Origin of the sequence: Rhodococcus gannanensis (assembly GCF_042681175.1) — a bacterium.
Lineage (GTDB): Bacteria > Actinomycetota > Actinomycetes > Mycobacteriales > Mycobacteriaceae > Rhodococcus_G > Rhodococcus_G gannanensis.
This window is the reverse complement of sequence record NZ_JBHUFB010000006.1, coordinates 47,579-65,595: the sequence shown is the minus strand read 5'-3', so window position 1 is coordinate 65,595 and position 18,017 is coordinate 47,579. Positions and strand designations below refer to the sequence as shown.

The 18,017-nt window shown below is 70.6% G+C and carries 16 protein-coding genes and 2 pseudogenes; 5 read left to right on the top strand and 13 right to left on the bottom strand.

Annotated elements, in window-relative coordinates; genetic code table 11:
* Positions 1 to 68 precede the first annotated feature (68 nt).
* A pseudogene (locus ACFSJG_RS03450) lies at positions 69 to 431 on the top strand (anion permease); the annotation flags it as partial.
* On the opposite strand, the pseudogene ACFSJG_RS03445 reads toward ACFSJG_RS03450, so the two are convergent.
* Together ACFSJG_RS03445 and ACFSJG_RS03440 are read right to left on the bottom strand one after the other, a co-directional pair.
* Positions 431 to 714, bottom strand: a pseudogene (locus ACFSJG_RS03445) (fumarate reductase/succinate dehydrogenase flavoprotein subunit); the annotation flags it as partial. The pseudogenes ACFSJG_RS03450 and ACFSJG_RS03445 overlap by 1 nt on opposite strands.
* Positions 698 to 1,489 carry a succinate dehydrogenase cytochrome b subunit gene (locus ACFSJG_RS03440; protein WP_378483813.1) on the bottom strand — a complete coding sequence of 264 codons (792 nt, stop codon included), beginning with the start codon at positions 1,487 to 1,489 and terminating at the stop codon, positions 698 to 700. The pseudogene ACFSJG_RS03445 and the gene ACFSJG_RS03440, both read right to left, overlap by 17 nt.
* Before the next feature lie 232 nt (positions 1,490 to 1,721).
* On the opposite strand from ACFSJG_RS03440, the gene ACFSJG_RS03435 reads away from it, so the two are divergent.
* From ACFSJG_RS03435 to ACFSJG_RS03425, 3 genes are all read left to right on the top strand, one after another.
* Positions 1,722 to 2,453, top strand: a complete 732-nt coding sequence (locus tag ACFSJG_RS03435; protein ID WP_378483812.1) for a hypothetical protein — start codon at positions 1,722 to 1,724, stop codon at positions 2,451 to 2,453.
* Positions 2,454 to 2,534: 81 nt separating this feature from the next.
* Positions 2,535 to 4,703: a molybdopterin-dependent oxidoreductase gene (locus tag ACFSJG_RS03430; protein ID WP_378483811.1), complete on the top strand. Its 2,169-nt coding sequence runs from the start codon at positions 2,535 to 2,537 to the stop codon at positions 4,701 to 4,703.
* A 2-nt stretch (positions 4,704 to 4,705) separates the two neighbouring features.
* Entirely contained in the window at positions 4,706 to 5,233 is a 528-nt protein-coding gene (locus tag ACFSJG_RS03425; RefSeq protein WP_417716556.1) for a mycothiol transferase, read from the top strand.
* Here ACFSJG_RS03425 and ACFSJG_RS03420 read toward each other — a convergent pair.
* From ACFSJG_RS03420 to gatC, 3 genes are all read right to left on the bottom strand, one after another.
* Positions 5,197 to 6,663, bottom strand: a complete 1,467-nt coding sequence (locus ACFSJG_RS03420; RefSeq protein ID WP_378483809.1) for a flavin-containing monooxygenase — start codon at positions 6,661 to 6,663, stop codon at positions 5,197 to 5,199. The two genes, ACFSJG_RS03425 and ACFSJG_RS03420, sit on opposite strands and share 37 nt — an antisense overlap.
* 133 nt (positions 6,664 to 6,796) lie before the next feature.
* The gene (gene gatA, locus ACFSJG_RS03415; RefSeq protein ID WP_378483808.1) at positions 6,797 to 8,269 is read right to left on the bottom strand and encodes an Asp-tRNA(Asn)/Glu-tRNA(Gln) amidotransferase subunit GatA; all 1,473 of its coding nucleotides are present in this window, start codon (positions 8,267 to 8,269) and stop codon (positions 6,797 to 6,799) included.
* Positions 8,266 to 8,565 (bottom strand): Asp-tRNA(Asn)/Glu-tRNA(Gln) amidotransferase subunit GatC, encoded by a 300-nt coding sequence (gene gatC / locus ACFSJG_RS03410; protein ID WP_378483807.1) that lies wholly within the window; start codon positions 8,563 to 8,565, stop codon positions 8,266 to 8,268. Before gatC ends, gatA begins: the two co-directional genes overlap by 4 nt.
* 294 nt (positions 8,566 to 8,859) lie before the next feature.
* Between gatC and ACFSJG_RS03405 the strand changes: the two genes are divergently transcribed.
* A complete protein-coding gene (locus tag ACFSJG_RS03405; protein WP_378483806.1) occupies positions 8,860 to 9,510 on the top strand; it encodes an ACT domain-containing protein in 651 nt (216 codons plus the stop codon).
* A gap of 31 nt (positions 9,511 to 9,541) precedes the next feature.
* Here ACFSJG_RS03405 and ACFSJG_RS03400 read toward each other — a convergent pair whose 3' ends face one another.
* From ACFSJG_RS03400 to ACFSJG_RS03365, 8 genes are all read right to left on the bottom strand, one after another.
* On the bottom strand, positions 9,542 to 10,030 hold the full coding sequence (locus ACFSJG_RS03400) for a GNAT family N-acetyltransferase (protein WP_378483805.1): 489 nt from the start codon (positions 10,028 to 10,030) through the stop codon (positions 9,542 to 9,544).
* A 223-nt stretch (positions 10,031 to 10,253) separates the two neighbouring features.
* The gene (ligA, locus tag ACFSJG_RS03395; protein ID WP_378483804.1) at positions 10,254 to 12,368 is read right to left on the bottom strand and encodes an NAD-dependent DNA ligase LigA; all 2,115 of its coding nucleotides are present in this window, start codon (positions 12,366 to 12,368) and stop codon (positions 10,254 to 10,256) included.
* 40 nt (positions 12,369 to 12,408) lie between these two features.
* Positions 12,409 to 12,858, bottom strand: coding sequence for a DUF1801 domain-containing protein (locus ACFSJG_RS03390; protein WP_378483803.1), 450 nt, complete (start codon positions 12,856 to 12,858; stop codon positions 12,409 to 12,411).
* A gap of 35 nt (positions 12,859 to 12,893) precedes the next feature.
* Positions 12,894 to 13,916: a methionine synthase gene (locus tag ACFSJG_RS03385; protein ID WP_378483802.1), complete on the bottom strand. Its 1,023-nt coding sequence runs from the start codon at positions 13,914 to 13,916 to the stop codon at positions 12,894 to 12,896.
* Complete coding sequence (mnmA, locus tag ACFSJG_RS03380) at positions 13,913 to 15,001, bottom strand: tRNA 2-thiouridine(34) synthase MnmA (RefSeq protein WP_378483801.1); 1,089 nt, start codon at positions 14,999 to 15,001, stop codon at positions 13,913 to 13,915. The genes ACFSJG_RS03385 and mnmA overlap by 4 nt, the downstream gene beginning before the upstream one ends.
* Positions 15,001 to 16,266, bottom strand: coding sequence for a cysteine desulfurase family protein (locus ACFSJG_RS03375; RefSeq protein WP_378483800.1), 1,266 nt, complete (start codon positions 16,264 to 16,266; stop codon positions 15,001 to 15,003). The genes mnmA and ACFSJG_RS03375 overlap by 1 nt, the downstream gene beginning before the upstream one ends.
* Positions 16,267 to 16,342: 76 nt before the next feature.
* The gene (locus ACFSJG_RS03370; RefSeq protein ID WP_378483799.1) at positions 16,343 to 17,206 is read right to left on the bottom strand and encodes a lysophospholipid acyltransferase family protein; all 864 of its coding nucleotides are present in this window, start codon (positions 17,204 to 17,206) and stop codon (positions 16,343 to 16,345) included.
* Complete coding sequence (locus ACFSJG_RS03365) at positions 17,206 to 18,006, bottom strand: GNAT family N-acetyltransferase (RefSeq protein ID WP_378483798.1); 801 nt, start codon at positions 18,004 to 18,006, stop codon at positions 17,206 to 17,208. The genes ACFSJG_RS03370 and ACFSJG_RS03365 overlap by 1 nt, the downstream gene beginning before the upstream one ends.
* Between the last annotated feature and the right edge of the window lie 11 nt (positions 18,007 to 18,017).

Genomic DNA, 18,017 nt, shown 5'->3' with positions numbered 1-18,017 from the left:
AAGTCGGAGGCTCCGCGGGGGACAATCGACCCAGCCGTGGCACCGTTGCGTCGAATCGAGGACCCGCGATGACCGAGCAGACCCCGCAGGCCGAGGCGCCGCTCGAGGCGACACCGTCCCTCGTGCAGCGGTCGTACGAAGCGGTGGTCCCGATCGTCATCGGCCTGGTCGTCTATTTCCTGCCGGTGCCCGACGGCGTGGACCCGAACGGCATGCACATGCTCGGGATCTTCGTCGGCACCATCATCGCGCTGATCCTGCTGCCACTACCGACGGGCGCCGTCGCGATCGTGGGACTGGCCGTAGCGATGATCACGCAGTCGGAGTCCCCGGAAGAGGCACTGTCGGGCTTCAGCAGTACCACGATCTGGCTGATCGTCGCTTCGTTCCTCATCGCCGAGGGCTTCCTCGTCACCGGGCTCGGCAAGCGCAGGCTGTCGTTGTCGACCTTCCTGGCGCGGTCGGCGTTGATGCCGCCCTGCGCCGCGACACTGTGCGCCCGGCGCGGCGCGTCGTGGAAGGTGAACGACTCGACGTGGTAACCGAGTTCGCCGGGCGCCGCGGCGCACGCGAGCCCCGTCCCCACGACGATCACGGTGAACTTGCGGCGGTTGAGGGGACTGACCAGCTTGTAGTCCAGTTTCCGACACGCCCACGCCGTCGCCGGATCGCCTCCGGCACTCCTCCGTCCACCGCGTCACCCAGCGAACGCAGTGCATCGAGGTCGACGACACCACCGTGTTCGTTCACGACACCACCCGATCTGCACGGCCACGGGAATCGCGATGTTCGCCAGCATGATCACCAGGGCCACGATCCCGGACAGCGCGAGGCACATCTGCCGCACCCGCTGCCCGGTGACACCGAGATCGTTGACCGCACTCCACAATCCGTGCGCGAGGTGCGCACCCAACGCGAGCATCGCGACGACATGGATCGCGGCCGCGGCCGGGCGCTCGAAGCTCGCGACCAGGTTGGCGTAGGCGAAACTCTCCGTGTTCGTGGCCGGTTGGTAGTCCGCGGTACCCACCGGGGGCGTTCCGGTGGTCAGGTCGAGGATGTGGAAGACGATGAACGCGAGCAGCACGACCCCGGTGACCGGCATGGTCCGGGCGGGGAACGAGCGCCACCCCAACCCTTTCCGCCGGAACGGACCGCGGGCGCGGCGAGCGCGGACGGTCAGGACGCCCGCACACCACACGTGCAGGAGCACCGAGGCGAGCAGGACGACGCGCAGAATCCACAGCAGACCCTCGTACGGCAACAGGGCCTCGAGGACGGTACGCAGCCAGTGCGCGTAGTCGTCGAAGTGCTCGGCCCCGGTGAACACCTTGAGGTTGCCGACCTGGGCGAGGACGAAGAGACCGAACAACAGTCCGGTCACCGCCATGATCACCTTGGACACCACGTTCGACGGGCGTCGTGTTGTCACAGGCGGCCGTGACGGCGTCGCCGGAGAAGCAACGGCGGCTTCGGATGCAGCGCTCATCTGGGGCCTTCCACGCAGTGTGGTGACACCAGCTACCCGTTCGCCGGTCGGATGCCGCCACACTATCGCCGCGCCCGTGACGATGCAGGGCGCACGAGCATCGTGTCACCCTGCGGAAGTCCAGACTGGTTGGTACTTTGGGTGCACTCACGTCACATCTCGATCTGATCCCGATCATGCGACAGCGTCGCGCAGCTCGACGCACACCCGTTCGGAACACAGGGAGAAAACGATGACACGTTTGAGTTCTCGGACCGCGGCGGTGGCATCCGCCGCTGCAGCGGTCCTTCTCGCGCTCGCAGCCCCAGCTTCCGCCCAGAGCGACGGCTCGGCAGGCGGCTCGCTCGACGGCGGCTCGGAGAGTTCGGGCCCACCTTCGCTGCTGCCGCCCGGCTTCCCGTGCATACACACCAACGTCTATCCGATCGCCACCTGGGGCTGGCTGCCGCTCGACGCCGGAGCCCCGCGCTTCGCCGAAGGAGATGAGGCGTCGGGAACCGGCTGGCTGGACATGTACGCACCACCAGGAGGGCGAACCAGCTACTTCCACCCGGGGATCAACACACCCCTGCGCGACCTGGCCGCCGACCCGGCGAGCCTGTCGTTCGCGCACCAGGGCCAGTACACCAGCTTCCAACTGCGGATCCAGGGCGCCGACCGACCCGACGAGCCGGGTGGATTCACGACACTCGTGTGGTGGCCGTCCGCGAACGGCGGTGCGGGCGCGACCGACTGGACCGTCAGCAGCCTCACCGGAGGCCAGTGGTGGTCCACGAACGCCATCGGGGGCCTGGATGGCGGCCAGGGCGACACCGCCACGCTCGCCGAGATCTCGGAGGCCAATCCTCGGGCGTTCGTGACCTCGTACGGCGTTCTCAACGACAGCGGCACGGGCGGCGCCGACGACGTGACGTACGGATGCGCCCGCTGGGACTTCGAGCCGCTGCCTGCCGGATCGAGCTGACGGCCCCCACCGGTTGAAAACGACGTCGGTGCCCTCTCCGCAGTGCTAGTTTCCGGACAACACCGCGGAGGGGGCCCGCTCATGTCCACACACACCGAATCCACGCAGACCGTCGCCAGGCAGTGCACACTCTGCGAGGCACACTGCGGAGTTCTCGTGACCGTCGAGAACGACAGGGTCACCCGGATCGAGGGCAACCCCGACGACGTCCTGTCGCACGGCTACATCTGCCCGAAGGCGACCGCGCTGGCCGACCTGCACCGGGACCCGGACCGGCTGCGGCGGCCGATGCGCCGCGTCGGCGACGGATTCGAGGAGATCGGCTGGGACGAGGCGTTCGAGCTGATCGGGAGCGAGCTGCGACGCGTCCGCAAGCGTCACGGCCGCGACTCGGTCGCCATGTACCTGGGCAATCCCGCCGCGCACAGTTCGTCCGTCATCTACGGGTCGGCACTGCGTGCGGCCCTGCTGACCAAGCACTTCTACTCGGCGTCCTCCATCGACCAGTTCCCACAGGAGTTCGCGGCGTGGAAGATGTTCGGCTCCAACGTGCTGATGCCGATCACCGACATCGACCGCACGCACCGGCTCCTGATCCTGGGCGCCAACCCGGCGGTGTCGAACGGCTCGATCACGACGATGCCCGACGCGCGCGGGCGCATCCGCGACGTACGTCGTCGCGGCGGCAGCGTCGTCGTCGTCGACCCTCGGCGGACCGAGACCGCCCGACTCGCCGACGAGCACGTCGCGATCCGGCCCGGCGGCGACCCGTACCTGTTGCTCGGCATGCTGCACACGATCTTCGCCGACGGCGCGCATCCCCCACGTGGTCCCGTCGACGTCTCCGGCTGGGACGAGCTCGCGGAGCTGGTCGCGCCGTGCACGCCGGAAGCGATGGCGCCGCGGTCGGGTGTCGACGCCGACGTGATCCGGCGGCTCGCACGACAGCACCGCGACGCACCGTCCGCAGTCGCATACGCCCGGATCGGGGTCTGCCATCACGTCACCGGCACCCTCACCCACTGGCTGGTCAACACTCTCAACGCGGTCACCGCGAACCTGGATCGGCCCGGCGGTCAGATGTTCGCGACACCGCCCGTCGACGCGGCCCGGATGCTCCGCAGGCTCGGCTCCGGCTACGGGCTGTGGTCCGACAGCCGCGGTGAACGCAAGGCGTTCCGCACCGAACTGCCGGTCGTCGGACTCGCCGACGACATCCTCGGCGACGGCACCTCGCCCGGCCCGGTCCGCGCGCTGATCACCTACGCCGGCAACCCGGTGCTGTCCACCCCGCAGGCGGGACGGCTCGACGAGGCGCTGGAGAACCTGGACTTCTTCGTCGCCGTGGACATGTACCTCACCGAGACGTCCCGGCACGCGGACCTCGTCCTGCCCCCGACCTCCCATCTCGAGCGGGAAGAGTTCGACCTGCTGTTCCCGGTCTTCTCCGTCCGCAACAATGCGCGCTACAACGCCCGTGCGGTGGAACCTGCTCCCGGTGCCCTGGAGGACTGGCAGATCATGGCCGGAATCCTCGTCGAGATCCTGCCCGTGCCGCTGCGAACACTGCTCACCCGTCCGCTGCGCCGACTCGTCGACGTGTTCAGCCCCCTGCGGCTGGCGGCGGTCGGTGTCGCCACCGGGCCGCACGGGGTTCTGCGGCGCGGACGCCGCGGTCTGACCCTGGGGCGGATCAGGCGCACCCCGGGAGGGGTGGACCTCGGACCGCTGGAGTCGCGGCTGTCGACGCTGATCTCGACGCCGGACCGGCGCGTGCAGTTGGCGCCGCCTGAGCTCGTCGAGGAGGCCCTGCGGCTCGTGGCCGGCGGTGACGACGAGACCGGCGGCGAGTTCGACCTGCGTCTGATCGGCCGCAGGCACCTGCGGTCGAACAACTCGTGGCTGCACAACATCCCGACGATGGTGAAGGGCCGTGACCGCTGCACGGTGCTGATGCACCCCGACGACGCGGCGTCCCGAGCGCTCGTCGACGGACAGCCGGTGACGGTCCGCTCCCGGATCGGCAGCATCGACGTTCCGGTGGAGGTGAGCGACGAGATCCGCGTCGGCACCGTCGCGATCCCGCACGGATGGGGGCACGACGAGAAAGGCGTCGGGTGGGCGACGGCGGCCGCGCACCCGGGCGCGAACGTCAACCTGCTGCACGATCCGAAGGTGACGGACACCTTCACCGGCAACGCCGCGGTGAACGCGACGATGGTGAACGTCGCCGCAGCGGCAGCGCCGTGAGCCTGCCGGTGGACGCGGGCGCGGCCCGCGAGATCCTCCGGGACCACTTCGAGCGGGTCCGGGAACTGGTCGTCGCGGTCACGGACGGCCTGACGCCGCAGATGTCCGACTACCGTCCCGGCCCGGAAGCGAACTCGATCGCCTGGCTGGTCTGGCATCTGACCCGTGTCCAGGACGACCACGTGAGCGATGCCGCGGACGTGGAACGGGCCTGGACCTCACGCGGCTGGCGAGAGCGGTTCGCACTCCCCTTCCCCGCCGCCGACATCGGGTACGGGCACAGCAGCGCCGACGTCGCGGCGGTACACGCGGACGCGCAGTTGCTCGCCGACTACCACGGCGACGTCCACCTGGCGACTCTCGAATACGTCGACGAACTGACCGTCGGTGAACTCGACCGCATCGTCGACCGCCGCTGGGACCCGCCCGTCACGGTGTCCGTCCGCCTGGTCAGCGTGATCGGCGACTGTCTGCAGCACGTCGGCCAGGCCGCCTACGTGCGGGGGCTCTTCGAGGCTCTGAGCCGGTAGTCGGCCCGGTCGACGCGACGCGTGCGGCGGCGGTACGTGCTGACGTTGCCCGGCCAGTTCGTGGTGACGGTCCCGGAGGAGTTCCGGTACCAGCTCGAACATCTGCTCCACACGGAGCGGTCGAGTTCGCGTTGGATCGCGGCGTTGAACCGGTCCTCCACGGCGGCATCGACCTCGACCGCGGACCCCGGGTTGTCGGCGAGCCAGGACACCAGCCCGGTGATGTGACGGGCCTGGGATTCGAGCATGTACACGATGGATCCCGACCCGAGGTTGGTGTTCGGCCCGTACATCATGAAGAGGTTGGGAAAGCCGGCGGTGCTGATGCCGAGGTAGGCGTGCGCGCCCTTCACCCATGCCTCGGAGAGCGACCGACCGGCTCGTCCTCGCACCTCCATCGGGGCGAGGAAATCGGTTGCCGCGAAACCGGTTCCGAAGACGACGACGTCGACCGGGTGCAGTGCGCCGTCCGCCGTCCGGACCCCCTCCGGTTCGAGGCCGTCGATCCGGTCGACGACGAGCGACACGTTGTCACGGGCCAGCGCCGGGTAGTAGTCGTCGGAGAACAGCAGCCGCTTGCACCACGGTTCGTAGTCGGGGGTGAGCGCCGCACGCAGCGCCGGGTCCGCGACCTGACGGCGCAGGTGGCGACGCGACAGCGCCCGGGTGAACGCACCCATCATCCGCATCCGCAGCGCGAAGGTGATGCCCTCGAAGTACATCCACGTGCCGAGCCGTTCCGCCCCCAGGGTCGCGGGGACCGCACGGAACAGGCGACGGCGCCGCTCCCCGAACACGCTGTCGGGTTTCGAGACCACCCATGCCGCCGACCGCTGGAACACGCTGAGGTGCCCGGTCTTCGGGGCGATGGCGGGAATGAACTGGATCGCGCTGGCGCCGGTCCCGATCACCGCGACCCGCTTGCCGGTGAGGTCGACGTCGTGGTTCCACTCCGCCGAGTGGAACACCGCCCCACGGAACGTGTCCCGCCCGTCGATGTCGGGGACCGACGGCTGGGACAGCTGTCCGACCGCGCTGATCAGGACGTCGGTGTCGATCCGTTCCCCGTCCGCGGTGGTGAGCGTCCAGCGGTTGCCCTGCTCGTCGAACACGGCCTCGCGGACCGCCACCCCGAACCGGATCTGCTCGCGGATGCCGTGCGCATCCGCGACGCCGCGAAGGTAGTCGAGGATGTCGGGTTGCTCGGCGTAGCGCCGGGGCCAGTCGGGATTGGGATCGGTGGACAGGGAGTAGAGCGGCGACGGAACATCGCACGCCGCACCGGGGTACGTGTTGGCGCGCCACACCCCGCCGACGTCGTCGCCACGTTCGAGGATCGTCACGTCGCGGAACCCGGCGCGACGGAGTGCGATCGCCTGCGCGAGGCCGCCGAATCCGGCTCCCACGATCGTGATCGACGGTTGCGCCATGTTCCCCGGCCCCCTCACACCGACACCGTTGTCACGGTCGGAGCCTAACGCCGCCGCCACCTCGGTCGAGCGAAAACGCCACGAGCGGCACGCGGGACCGGAGTCCCCCGCGCCGCTCGTGGCGGAGCCTTCGTCAGCGGGTGATCGGCCCGCGGGCCACCTCGTAGGCGGCGGCGACCCGGTACAGCCGCTCGTCGGCCAGGGCCGGTGCCATGATCTGCAGGCCGACGGGCAGACCGTCGTCAGCGGACACGCCCGACGGGACCGAGATCGCGCAGTGCCCGGCCAGGTTGGTCGGCAGGGTGCACAGGTCGGACAGGTACATCGCGAGCGGGTCGTCGACCTTCTCGCCCAGCTTCCACGGGGTGAACGGGCTCGTCGGCGAGACGAGCACGTCGACCTTCTCGTAGGCGGCGTCGAAGTCGCGCGCGATCAGGGTGCGGACCTTGAGCGCCGAACCGTAGTAGGCGTCGTAGTAGCCCGAGGACAGCGCGTAGGTGCCGATCATGATGCGCCGCTTGACCTCCTTGCCGAAGCCCGCGGCGCGGGTCGCGGCCATCACCTGGTCGGCGCTCATGTTGCCGTCGTCGACGCGCATGCCGTAGCGCATCGCGTCGAAACGAGCCAGGTTCGACGACACCTCACTGGGCAGCACCAGGTAGTAGGACGCCAGCGCGTACTCGAAGCTCGGGCAGGACACCTCGACGACCTCGGCCCCGAGTTCCTTCAGCTGCGCGACGGCGGCGTCGAAGGACGCGATCACGCCGGGCTGGTAGCTGTCGGAGTGCAGTTCCTTGACAACACCGACCTTCAGACCCTTCAGGTCACCGGTCGCACCCTGCCGGGCGGCCTCGACGACCGGGCGCACCGGCGCGTCGATGGACGTGGAGTCGCGCGGGTCGTACCCGGCGATCACCTCGTGCAGCAGGGCGGTGTCGAGCACCGTCCGACCGCACGGGCCGCCCTGGTCCAGCGAGGACGCGCACGCGACCAGCCCGTATCGGGACACGGTGCCGTAGGTCGGCTTGGTGCCGACCGTCGCGGTGACCGCCGCGGGCTGGCGGATCGATCCGCCGGTGTCGGTGCCGATCGCCAGTGGCGCCTGGTTCGACGCGAGCGCCGCCGCGCTGCCACCGCCCGAGCCGCCGGGGATGCGGGTGGTGTCCCACGGGTTTCGGGTCGGGCCGTACGCCGAGTTCTCGGTCGACGAGCCCATGGCGAACTCGTCCATGTTCGTCTTGCCGAGCACCGGGATGCCGGCCTCGCGCAGCTTGGTGGTGAGGGTGGCGTCGTACGGGGCGACCCAGCCCTCGAGGATCTTCGATCCGCAGGTGGTCGGCGCATCCGTCGTGGTGAACACGTCCTTGAGCGCGAGCGGCACACCGGCGAGCGGCGAGGCCGGGGCCTGGCCCGCGGCCAGCGCGTCGTCGACCTGCTTCGCCGCAGCGAGGGCGGCCTCGCCGGAGACGTGCAGGAAGGCGTTGTACTCGCCGTCGACGGCCGCGATGCGGTCCAGGTGCGCCTGGGTGACCTCGACGGACGAGACCTCGCGGGTGTGGATCTTGGTGGCGAGAGAGGCCGCGTCGAGCGCGGTCAGGTCGGTCACTGCTCTTCTCCGAGGATCTGCGGGACGGCGAAGCGGTCCTGCTCGACGGCGGGGGCACCGGACAGCGCCTGCTCCGGCGAGAGTCCGGGGACGACGACGTCGGGGCGGACCACGTTGGTGATGGCGTTCGGATTCGCGGTGGGCGGCACGTCGTCGGTGGCGACCTCTGCGACAGCCTTGACGTGGCTGAGGATCGAGTCGAGCTGACCGGCGAACTCGTCGAGTTCCTCGTCGGACAGCGCGAGCCGGGACAGCCGGGCGAGGTGGGCTACCTCGTCGCGGGAGATGGCAGGCACCCGTGGGCCCCTTTCAGGTCGGCGAAGCACGATGCGCTCCAGCCTATCGGCTGCCGCCTGCCGCCTCGCACCCAGCGCTGTCGACGCATCGCGCTCCGCACCGGGGCCGTTCGTTTCCGGGCCGGGACGCGCACGTGTCGAGTGCATGACGATTTTCGGAGCGAGCTGGGATTTCCGTGCGCGCACTTCGGATTCGCGGACACGGCAACGAGCCGGGAGTGGAAGGATGGTCGCCGCGGGAGCCTCGGCCCCCCGCACGCCCGCGCCCAACCGACCCGCGACAGAAGGATCTCCGTGTCATACCTACTGCGTGTCCAGCTACCCGACCGACCTGGCAGCCTGGGCTCGCTCGCCGTCGCGCTCGGCTCGGTCGGCGCGGACATCCTCTCCCTCGACGTCGTCGAGCGGGGCGACGGTTACGCGGTCGACGACCTCGTCGTCGAGTTGGCGCACGGGTCGCTGCCCGACACCCTCCTCACGGCGGCCGAGGCGTTGAACGGTGTGCGGGTCGACTCGATACGGCCGTACACCGGGCTGCTCGACACCCACCGCGAGCTGGAGCTGATCGACCAGGTCGCGACCGCGCACGACGACCGGATGCAGGTCCTCGTCGACGGTGCCGCCCGCGTGCTCCGGGTGAGTTGGTCGATCGTTGCCGGCATCGGCCCGCACGGGGCGTTCCGGGTCGCGGGCAGCGTCGGCGCGCCGGAGACACACGCCGGCGACGTGCCGTGGATGCCGCTGGAGAAGCCCACGATCCTCGACGGCGGCGCCGACTGGGTGCCCGACGTCTGGAAGGACATGGACACCACCCTCGCCGCGGCGCCGCTCGGCGATTCCGGCCGGGTTCTCCTCCTCGGGCGTTCCGGCGGCCCCGAGTTCCGGCCGTCCGAACTCGCTCGACTCGGCTACCTCGCCGGCATCGTCGCAACCGTCCTGGGCTGACGTTCGTCCACCCCGCCGAGCCCGGGCTCGGTCAGACGATCTCGCGGACCAGCACGGTGAGCGCCATACCGCGGACCGGCTCCCAGTCGCGTTCCGGGATGTGCACGAAGTCGTTGCGGTCGTAGATGCGCCGGGCCTCGACCATCTCCGGTTCCGTCGAGATGACCACGGCATGCAGGCCGCGGTCGTAGGCCGCGTCGAGGCAGTGACGGACGAGCGCCGACCCCGCGCCCTTGCCGCGGGCCGCCGGGGACACCGCCAGCATGCGGAACTCGAGTTCGCCGTCCGTCGCGACGTCCGAGAACGGGGTACCCGGCTCCGCGATGGTGACCGATCCGACGACCTCGCCGTCGAGCTCGGCGACGAGAACCTCCGCCTGGTCGGACCGTCCGGCGGTGTCCCGCAGACGCTGGACGTAGGCGCTCGCCTCCGCGACGAAGCCACCGCTCACGTAGGACTCGACGGTCAGGTCGGCGACGACGTCGAAGTCGGTGGGCTCGACGGGGCGGATCGTGATCATGGCGTCACTATCGCAGGCGGCTCGCGATCCGCTCAAGCCCGTGGTATCAGGCGCGAGCGAGCCGGTCGGCTCATCTGCAGCTACCGCACACCCTCGTCGAACGTGCCGGTGAGCAGGGATTTCCCGACTCCGACCGGTTCAGGACACAGGCAGGCAACTGCTCTCACCGACGCCCCGGGCGTGATGTTCACCACGGCTGGAAGACCCCCGTGAGGTCGTGCGTCTACTCGGATCCGGGCTCGGACACCGCCTCGGGACCGCCCTCGAGAAGCCGCACGAAGCCCGCCTCGTCGAGGATCGGAACCCCGAGCTGTTCCGCCTTGTCCGCCTTCGATCCCGGCGCGTCACCGATGACGACGAAGGCGGTCTTCTTCGACACCGACCCGGCGGCCTTGCCGCCGCGCTGGAGGATCGCCTCCTTCGCGCCGTCGCGGGTGAAGCCCTCCAGCGATCCGGTCACCACGATCGACAGCCCCTCGAGGTTGCGGTCGATCGACTCGTCCCGCTCGTCCTCCATGGACACGCCTGCCGCGCGCCACTTCTCGACGATCTCCCGGTGCCAGTCGACGGCGAACCACTCGACGACCGCAGCCGCGATTGTGCCACCGACGCCGTCGACGGCGGCCAGCTCGTCCACCGAGGCCGCCTCGATCCGTTCGAGGCTCGCGAACTCCGACGCCAGCGCCCGGGCCGCGGTCGGTCCGACGTGCCGGATCGACAGCGCGACCAGCACCCGCCACAGCGGCTTCGACTTCGACGAGTCGAGGTTGTCGAGCAGACGCTTGCCGTTCGCCGACAGGGCTCCGGCCTTGGTGGTGAAGAGCGCGGTGCGCATCAGGTCGTCGGCCGTGAGCGAGAACAGGTCACCCTCGTCCTGGATGACGCCCGACTCGAGGAGCGCCGTGGCGGCCTCGTAGCCGAGGACCTCGATGTCGAACGCACCGCGCCCGGCGACGTGGAAGACCCTCTCCCGCAACTGCGCCGGGCAGGACCGCTGGTTGGGGCAGCGAATGTCCGCGTCGCCCTCCTTCGCCGGTGCCAGTTCGGTGCCGCACTCGGGGCAGTGCGTCGGCATCACGAAGGCACGTTCGGTGCCGTCCCGGGTGTCGACCACCGGGCCGAGCACCTCGGGAATCACCTCACCGGCCTTGCGGATCACGACGGTGTCGCCGATGAGCACGCCCTTCCGCACCACCTCGGAGGCGTTGTGCAGCGTCGCGAGCGAGACGGTGGATCCGGCGACGGTGACCGGCTCCATGTACGCGAACGGGGTCACTCGGCCGGTGCGACCGACGCTGACCCGGATGTCGAGGAGCTTGGTCGTCGCCTCCTCGGGCGGGTACTTGTAGGCGATGGCCCAGCGCGGCGCCCGCGACGTCGCACCGAGCCTGCGGTGCAGCGACATCTCGTCGACCTTGACGACCAGGCCGTCGATCTCGTGCTCGACGTCGTGCCGGTGTTCGTCCCAGTAGGCGACGCGCTCGACCACCGCGTCGGCGCCCTGCACCCGCGCGGTGTGAGTGGACACGGGCAGTCCCCACGCGGCGAGTGCCGTGTACGCGTCGTGCTGGCTGACCGGATCGAATCCCTCGGTGCGGCCGATGCCGTGGCAGATCATGCCCAGCCGACGCTTCGCGGTGACCGCCGGGTTCTTCTGTCGCAGCGACCCGGCCGCGGAGTTACGGGGATTGGCGAACGGCGCCTTGCCCTCGGCGACGAGCGAGGCGTTCAGCGCCTCGAAGTCCTCCAGCCGGAAGAACACCTCGCCGCGCACCTCCAGCAGCGCCGGGATCGGGTAGTCGTCCGTACCGGTCAGGACGTGTGGGATGTCGTCGATAGTGCGGGCGTTGAGGGTGACGTCCTCGCCGGTGCGGCCGTCACCCCGGGTGGCGGCCCGCACGAGCCGCCCGTTCTCGTACACCAGGTTCAGCGCGACACCGTCGATCTTCACCTCGCACAGGTAGTGCAGGTCAGGGCCCGTCGCCGGAGCGGAGCCTGCGGAGCGACCACCCACCTCGGCCTCCACCCGGGAGATCCAGGTGCGCAACTCGGACTCGTCGAACACGTTGTCCAGGCTGAGCATTCGCTCCAGGTGGTCGACGGCGGTGAACTCCGTCGCGAATCCGCCGCCGACGAGCTGGGTCGGCGAGTCCGGGGTCCGCAGGTCCGGCCGACGCTCCTCGAGGTCCGTGAGCTGCCGCAGCAGCGCGTCGAACTCGCCGTCCGAGACGATCGGCGCGTCCTTGACGTAGTAGCGGAACTGGTGCTCGCGAACCTCCTCCGCGAGACGCTGCCACTCGTCGCGTTCCTCGGCCGTCGCCGCCACGTTCTCGGTCACGAGGGAAAGGCTATCCCAGCTCACCGACACCTCCGGAGTGTCAGTCGCCGGAGCCACCCTCCCTCGCCCGCTGCCCGAACGTGCCCGCGGTGAGCGCCGCGTAGGACCCGCCCACGAGCTGTTCGAGCACGTCGAGGTCGATCCTCTCGAGGTCCTTGAGATACAGACATCCGACGCCGGAGGTGTGCCCTCCCAGCCGCTCGACGAGTTCCCGATGCGCGTCGATCCCGTCGTTCAGGTAGATCACCGACGCCGTTTTCCGAGGCGAGAAGCCCGCGGCCGGGGCGTCGCCCTCACGCCCGCTCGCGTACTTGTAGTGGTACGTCCCGAAGCCGACGATGGACGGCCCCCACATCGCGGCTGGTTCCCCCGTCACCCGCGTCATGAGCGCGAGCAGGGTGTCCGCGTCGCGGCGGCGGACACGATGCGTCACACCATCCAGGTAGGTCCGCACAGCGGGGTCGAGCGATTCGTCCGGCGACTCGGTCATGACGTCACTCTACGATCGGGGTGGGACCGAGCCGGTCAGTCGAACTCGGCGCCGTCCGCGAATGCCCGGGCGAGCTCGGATGCGCTGCGCAGCGCCCGGCGCGACCAGTCGGCACCCGCACCCGCGAGACCGCAGGTCGGGGTGACGAGCACCCTCTCTGCGAGAGTGCGGCGCGGGAAGCCGAGGCGGTCGACGAGCGTGACGGCAGGGCGTGCGAGGTCACGCCAGCCCGGCGCCCGTTCGGGCGGGGTGGTCGGGACCAGGCCCAGAGCGAGCGGAAGGCCCGCTTCGAGGATCTCCCCGATCCCGTCGAGGTCGGCAACCGTCAACGCGGTGACGTCGACGCCGATCATCTCGGCGCCGCTGCGGCGCAGCAGGTCGAGCGGCGGTGCGGCCGCGCAGCAGTGCACGAGAACGGGGACGTCGATCGCCTCGATCACGGACTGCACGACCGCGAGAGCCTCGGGTTCGGGCAGGGCGCGCGGCGCCTGCAGGATCGACACCCCGGACAGCGAGCCGTCGAGCACCTCACGTAGTCCGGGCTCGTCGAGTTGCACGAGCACCGGGGAGCCGAGGCGACGTTCGACCTCGGCGACGTGGGCGCGCACCCCCTCGGCGAGCGACTCGGCGAGGTCGCGCAGTGCGCCGTGATCGGTGAGGGCACGATGCCCGCCGAACAACTCGACCTGGGAGGCCAGCGTCAGCGGTCCGACCGCCTGCACCTTCACCGGCTGGTCGGTGCCGCGCCGACCGGCCACCTCCCACGCCTCCTCCAGCGCGTCGAGGTCGCGGGCGAGGAGGTCTCGGGCGGTCCGGGTGACGGGGCCCGGTCGCTGAGCGACGCGGTAGCCGGTGGTGGAGGTGTCGAGCGGGAGGTCGACGAGGAGCGCGGCGGCGCGACCGATCATGTCGGCGCCGAGTCCGCGTCCGGGCAGCTCGACGAGATGCGGCAACTGCGGCAGTTCGCCGACCACGATCGTGGCGGCCTCGCGGGCGTCGTCGGTCGGCCAGGAGCCGACCCCCGTCGCGATACCGACGGGAAAGGACTTCTCCGTCAACGCGATTCGGCCTCGGTACCGGCGATCGTCCCGCTGCCGAGCACGACGTCACCGGCGGCGTCCTTGCGGTACAGCACCACGGCCTGTCCGCGGGCCACGCCGGTCAGCGGCTCACGCAACCGGATGTCCAGGCGCCCGCCGACCTCCTCGACGACCGCGTCCGCGAGACCACCGTGCGCACGGACCTGCACGGTGCACTCGATCGGCCCCTCGGGTGCGGAACCCGACGTCCAGATCGGGCGGTCGGCCCGAATCGTCCGTACCTGCAACCGCTCCGCCGAACCGACCTTCACGGTCCCGGTCTCGGGCTCGATGGCGGTGACGTAGCGGGGCCGTCCGTCGGCGGCGGGGCCCTCGACGCCGAGGCCCTTGCGCTGACCGATGGTGAAGCCGTGCACACCGTCGTGATCGGCAAGTTCGACACCGGTGTCGGCGTCGACGACCTTCCCAGGCCGGACGCCGATCTTCGCGCCGAGGAACGCACGCGTGTCACCGGACGGGATGAAGCAGATGTCGTGGCTGTCGGGCTTGTCCGCGACCGCGAGACCACGCTCCGCCGCCTCGACCCGGATCTGCGGCTTCGGGGTGTCCCCGACCGGGAACATCGCCCGCGAGAGCTGCTGCGCGGTCAGCACGCCCAGCACGTACGACTGGTCCTTGTCCGCGTCGACCGCGCGCCGCAGCACACCGTCCTCGAGCTGCGCGTAGTGGCCGGTGACGACGGCGTCGAACCCGAGCGCGATCGCCCGGTCCGCGAGGGCGGCGAACTTGATCTTCTCGTTGCAGCGCAGGCACGGGTTGGGCGTCTCGCCCGCAGCGTAGGCCGCCACGAAGTCGTCGATGACGTCTTCCTTGAACTGGTCCGCGAAATCCCAGACGTAGAAAGGGATTCCGAGGACGTCGGCCGCGCGGCGAGCGTCGCCCGCGTCCTCCTTGGAGCAGCAGCCGCGCGAGCCGGTGCGCAGGGTGCCCGGAGCCGTGGACAGTGCCAGGTGCACACCGACCACCTCGTGCCCGGCCTCGACGGCGCGTGCCGCGGCCACCGCCGAGTCCACACCGCCACTCATTGCCGCCAGTACCCGCATCAGCGTGTTCCTCCTGCGCTCTGGATCCGACGCGATCCCGCGCCCGCCAGTCCGGCGGCACGAGCCCGCTCGACGACCTGCGGCAGCGCCGCCAGCAGCGCGTCGACGTCGGCGTCGGTCGAGGTGTGCCCGAGCGAGAATCGCAGCGATCCCCGCGCCACCGGCGAATCGACCCCCATCGCGAGCAGGACGTGGCTCGCACTCGCGACTCCGGCGGTGCAGGCCGACCCGGTCGAGCACTCGATGCCCGCCGCATCGAGCAGCATCAGCAGCGAATCGCCCTCGCAACCGGGAAAGGTGAAGTGCGCGTTGCCCGGAAGCCGGCGCGTGCCGACAGCTCCGTTCAGCACGGCGTCCGGAACGAGCTCCCGCACACCGTCGATCAGCTTGTCCCGCAGTCGAATCAGCTCGCCGGCGGTGCGCTCGCGGTCCGCGACCGCCGCCCGCAGCGCGGTCGCGGTCGCGACCACCGCGGCCGTGTCGAGTGTGCCTGCCCGCAGATCGCGCTCGTGGCCGCCGCCGTGCACCAGTGGCACGCACGGCACCTGCCGCCCGAGGAGCAGCGCACCCGATCCGTGCGGACCGCCGAACTTGTGCGCGGCGACGCTCAATGCAGACAGTCCGCTCGCGGCGAAGTCCACGTGAATCTGCGCCGCGGCCTGCACCGCGTCGCTGTGCATCGGGACGGCGAATTCGGCGGCCACCGCGGCCAGGTCCGCGATCGGCATGATCGTCCCGACCTCGTTGTTCGCCCACATCACGGTGACCAGCGCCGTCTCCGCGGCATGCTCCGCGAGTTCTCGGCGCAGGTCGGCGGGGTTCACCGCGCCCTGCTCGTCGACGGGAAGCCAGGCGATCTCCGCTCCCTCGTGCTTCGCCAGCCATTCGACCGCGTCGAGGACGGCATGGTGCTCGACGGGACTGGTGACGATCCGGCGGCGGCGCGGATCGGCATCGCGGCGCGCCAGGTAGATGCCCTTGACGGCGAGATTGTCGGATTCCGTGCCGCCGGAGGTGAAGATCACCTCCGAGGGGCGGGCACCGAGGTCGGCGGCGATGGACTCGCGGGACTCCTCGACGCGGCGACGGGCCGCGCGACCCGATCCGTGCAGGGAAGACGCGTTACCCACCGTCGCGAGGGCCTCGGCCATCGCGGCGATCGCCTCCGGCAGCATCGGCGTGGTCGCGGCGTGGTCGAGATACACCACGGCGGACCGCGCCGAATCGACGCGGTCTCCGGCGGAGTGCAGGTGGGACGAAGTCATGTCGTGACCAGGATAACCCGTCGTCGGGACCGGTCCGGACGGCGACCGGACCCGGGGAACCCGCCTGTGGGGCGTGTCACCGACCGGCGGGCACCGCATCCGACACGGTCCGGGCGAGAATCGCCTCCGCCTCCCGGGTGTCGCGGGCCGAGCCGTGCACCAGGTCCTCGCAGCGGGCCGCGAGCTCTCGGCGGTCCGAACCCGGCTCCTGATGCGGGGCCAGACGTACCCTCGCCTCGACCTGCCGCAGCCCGACGGTCCGCCGCAGACTCTGCAGCAACGTCTGGTCACCGACGAAGCACACGCCCGTCTCGACGGAGCCGTCGACGCCCAGATAGCGCAGTTCGACCGGTTCGATCAGGGCATCTGCGTCGATCGCCGCCTGGAACAGTGCCGGACGCAACCGTCCGGTGGCGCGGCCGCACCACGTGGTGCCCTCCGGAAAGGCGACCATGCGCTGCCCGGTCCGCAGCCGTTCGGCCACCTCGTCGACCACCCCGGACAACTCCCGGAGCCGGTCGCGATCGATGGGCACGACCCCCATCCTGTGTGCCACCGACCCCAGGAAGGGCCACTGCAGCAGGTCGCCGCGAGCGACGAACTGTCCGGGGACCACTGCACCGAGGACGAGGACGTCGAGCCACGACACGTGCCCGGCCACGACGAGCCGCCCGCGCCCGTCCGAAACCTGCGGCTCGCGTTCGTCGTCGACGTGCAACCGGACGCCGAGGGCCCGGAGCGCGGCGCGGGCATAACCGCGGTGCAGAACCGCCCGCCGGCGACGCGGCAGCACGGCGGCCACGGGAAGCAACGGCAACGTCAGCGCCACTCCGATCAGTCCGACCCCGCGCAGGGCGATCCTGGCCACCGCTGCACGGTCGGAGGCCACGCCGAGGCAGCCGTCACCGCAGGGACTGTGCGGCATCCAGGCGTGACTCATCAGGCCACCACCAGCGAGGACGCCATCGACCGCAGGCGCGACAGGTACCGCTGGTCCGCCTCGCCCATGCCGAGCAGGGCCACGAAGTCGGCGACACCGAAGTCCGGGTCGTGCGCGGGCTGTCCGCAGATGCTCGCGCCGAGCCGCAGGTAACCGCGCAGCAGCGGCGGAAGCACCGGCTTCGCGGGTGCGGGCAGCAGGTCGATGTCGGGCACCGGGCGCAGTGGGTGGACACGCCGCTCGTTCGGCCCGGCGTGCCGGTCCAGGAGCAGGTCCCGGACGCCACGCACATTCGCGCCGGGCAGTTCCGCGGGATCGAGCTGCATCGGCACCGACACGCAGCCCATCGCCCAGCGGTGCCCGGTCAGGTCGAGGAAGTTGAGCATGCCCGCCCACATCAAGCCGAGGACCGCGCCGGTCCGGTGGTCGGGGTGCACACACGCCCGGCCCAGCTCGACGAGCTGGTCCCGCAGCGGGTCGAGGGCGCTGACGTCGAACTCGGTCGCGGTGTAGAGGCCGCCTGCGGCACGGGCGGCGTCGGGGGTGAGGATCCGGTAGCAGCCGACGGTCTCGTCGAGGTGCTCGTCCCGCACGAGCAGATGCTCGCAGAACTCGTCGAAGGGGTCGACGTCGCGGTCACCGGACGAGGGATCGAGCCGGAACCCCGGCTCGGCGGCGAACACGGTGTGCCGCAGCCGTTGCGCGGCCTCGCGGTGTTCGCGGTCCGAGGAGAGGAGCACGCGGTATCGGGCGGTGAGGGCGTCGGGCGGGTTCGGGGCCGTGGCCTCGGAGGCGCTCATGGCTCGAAGCG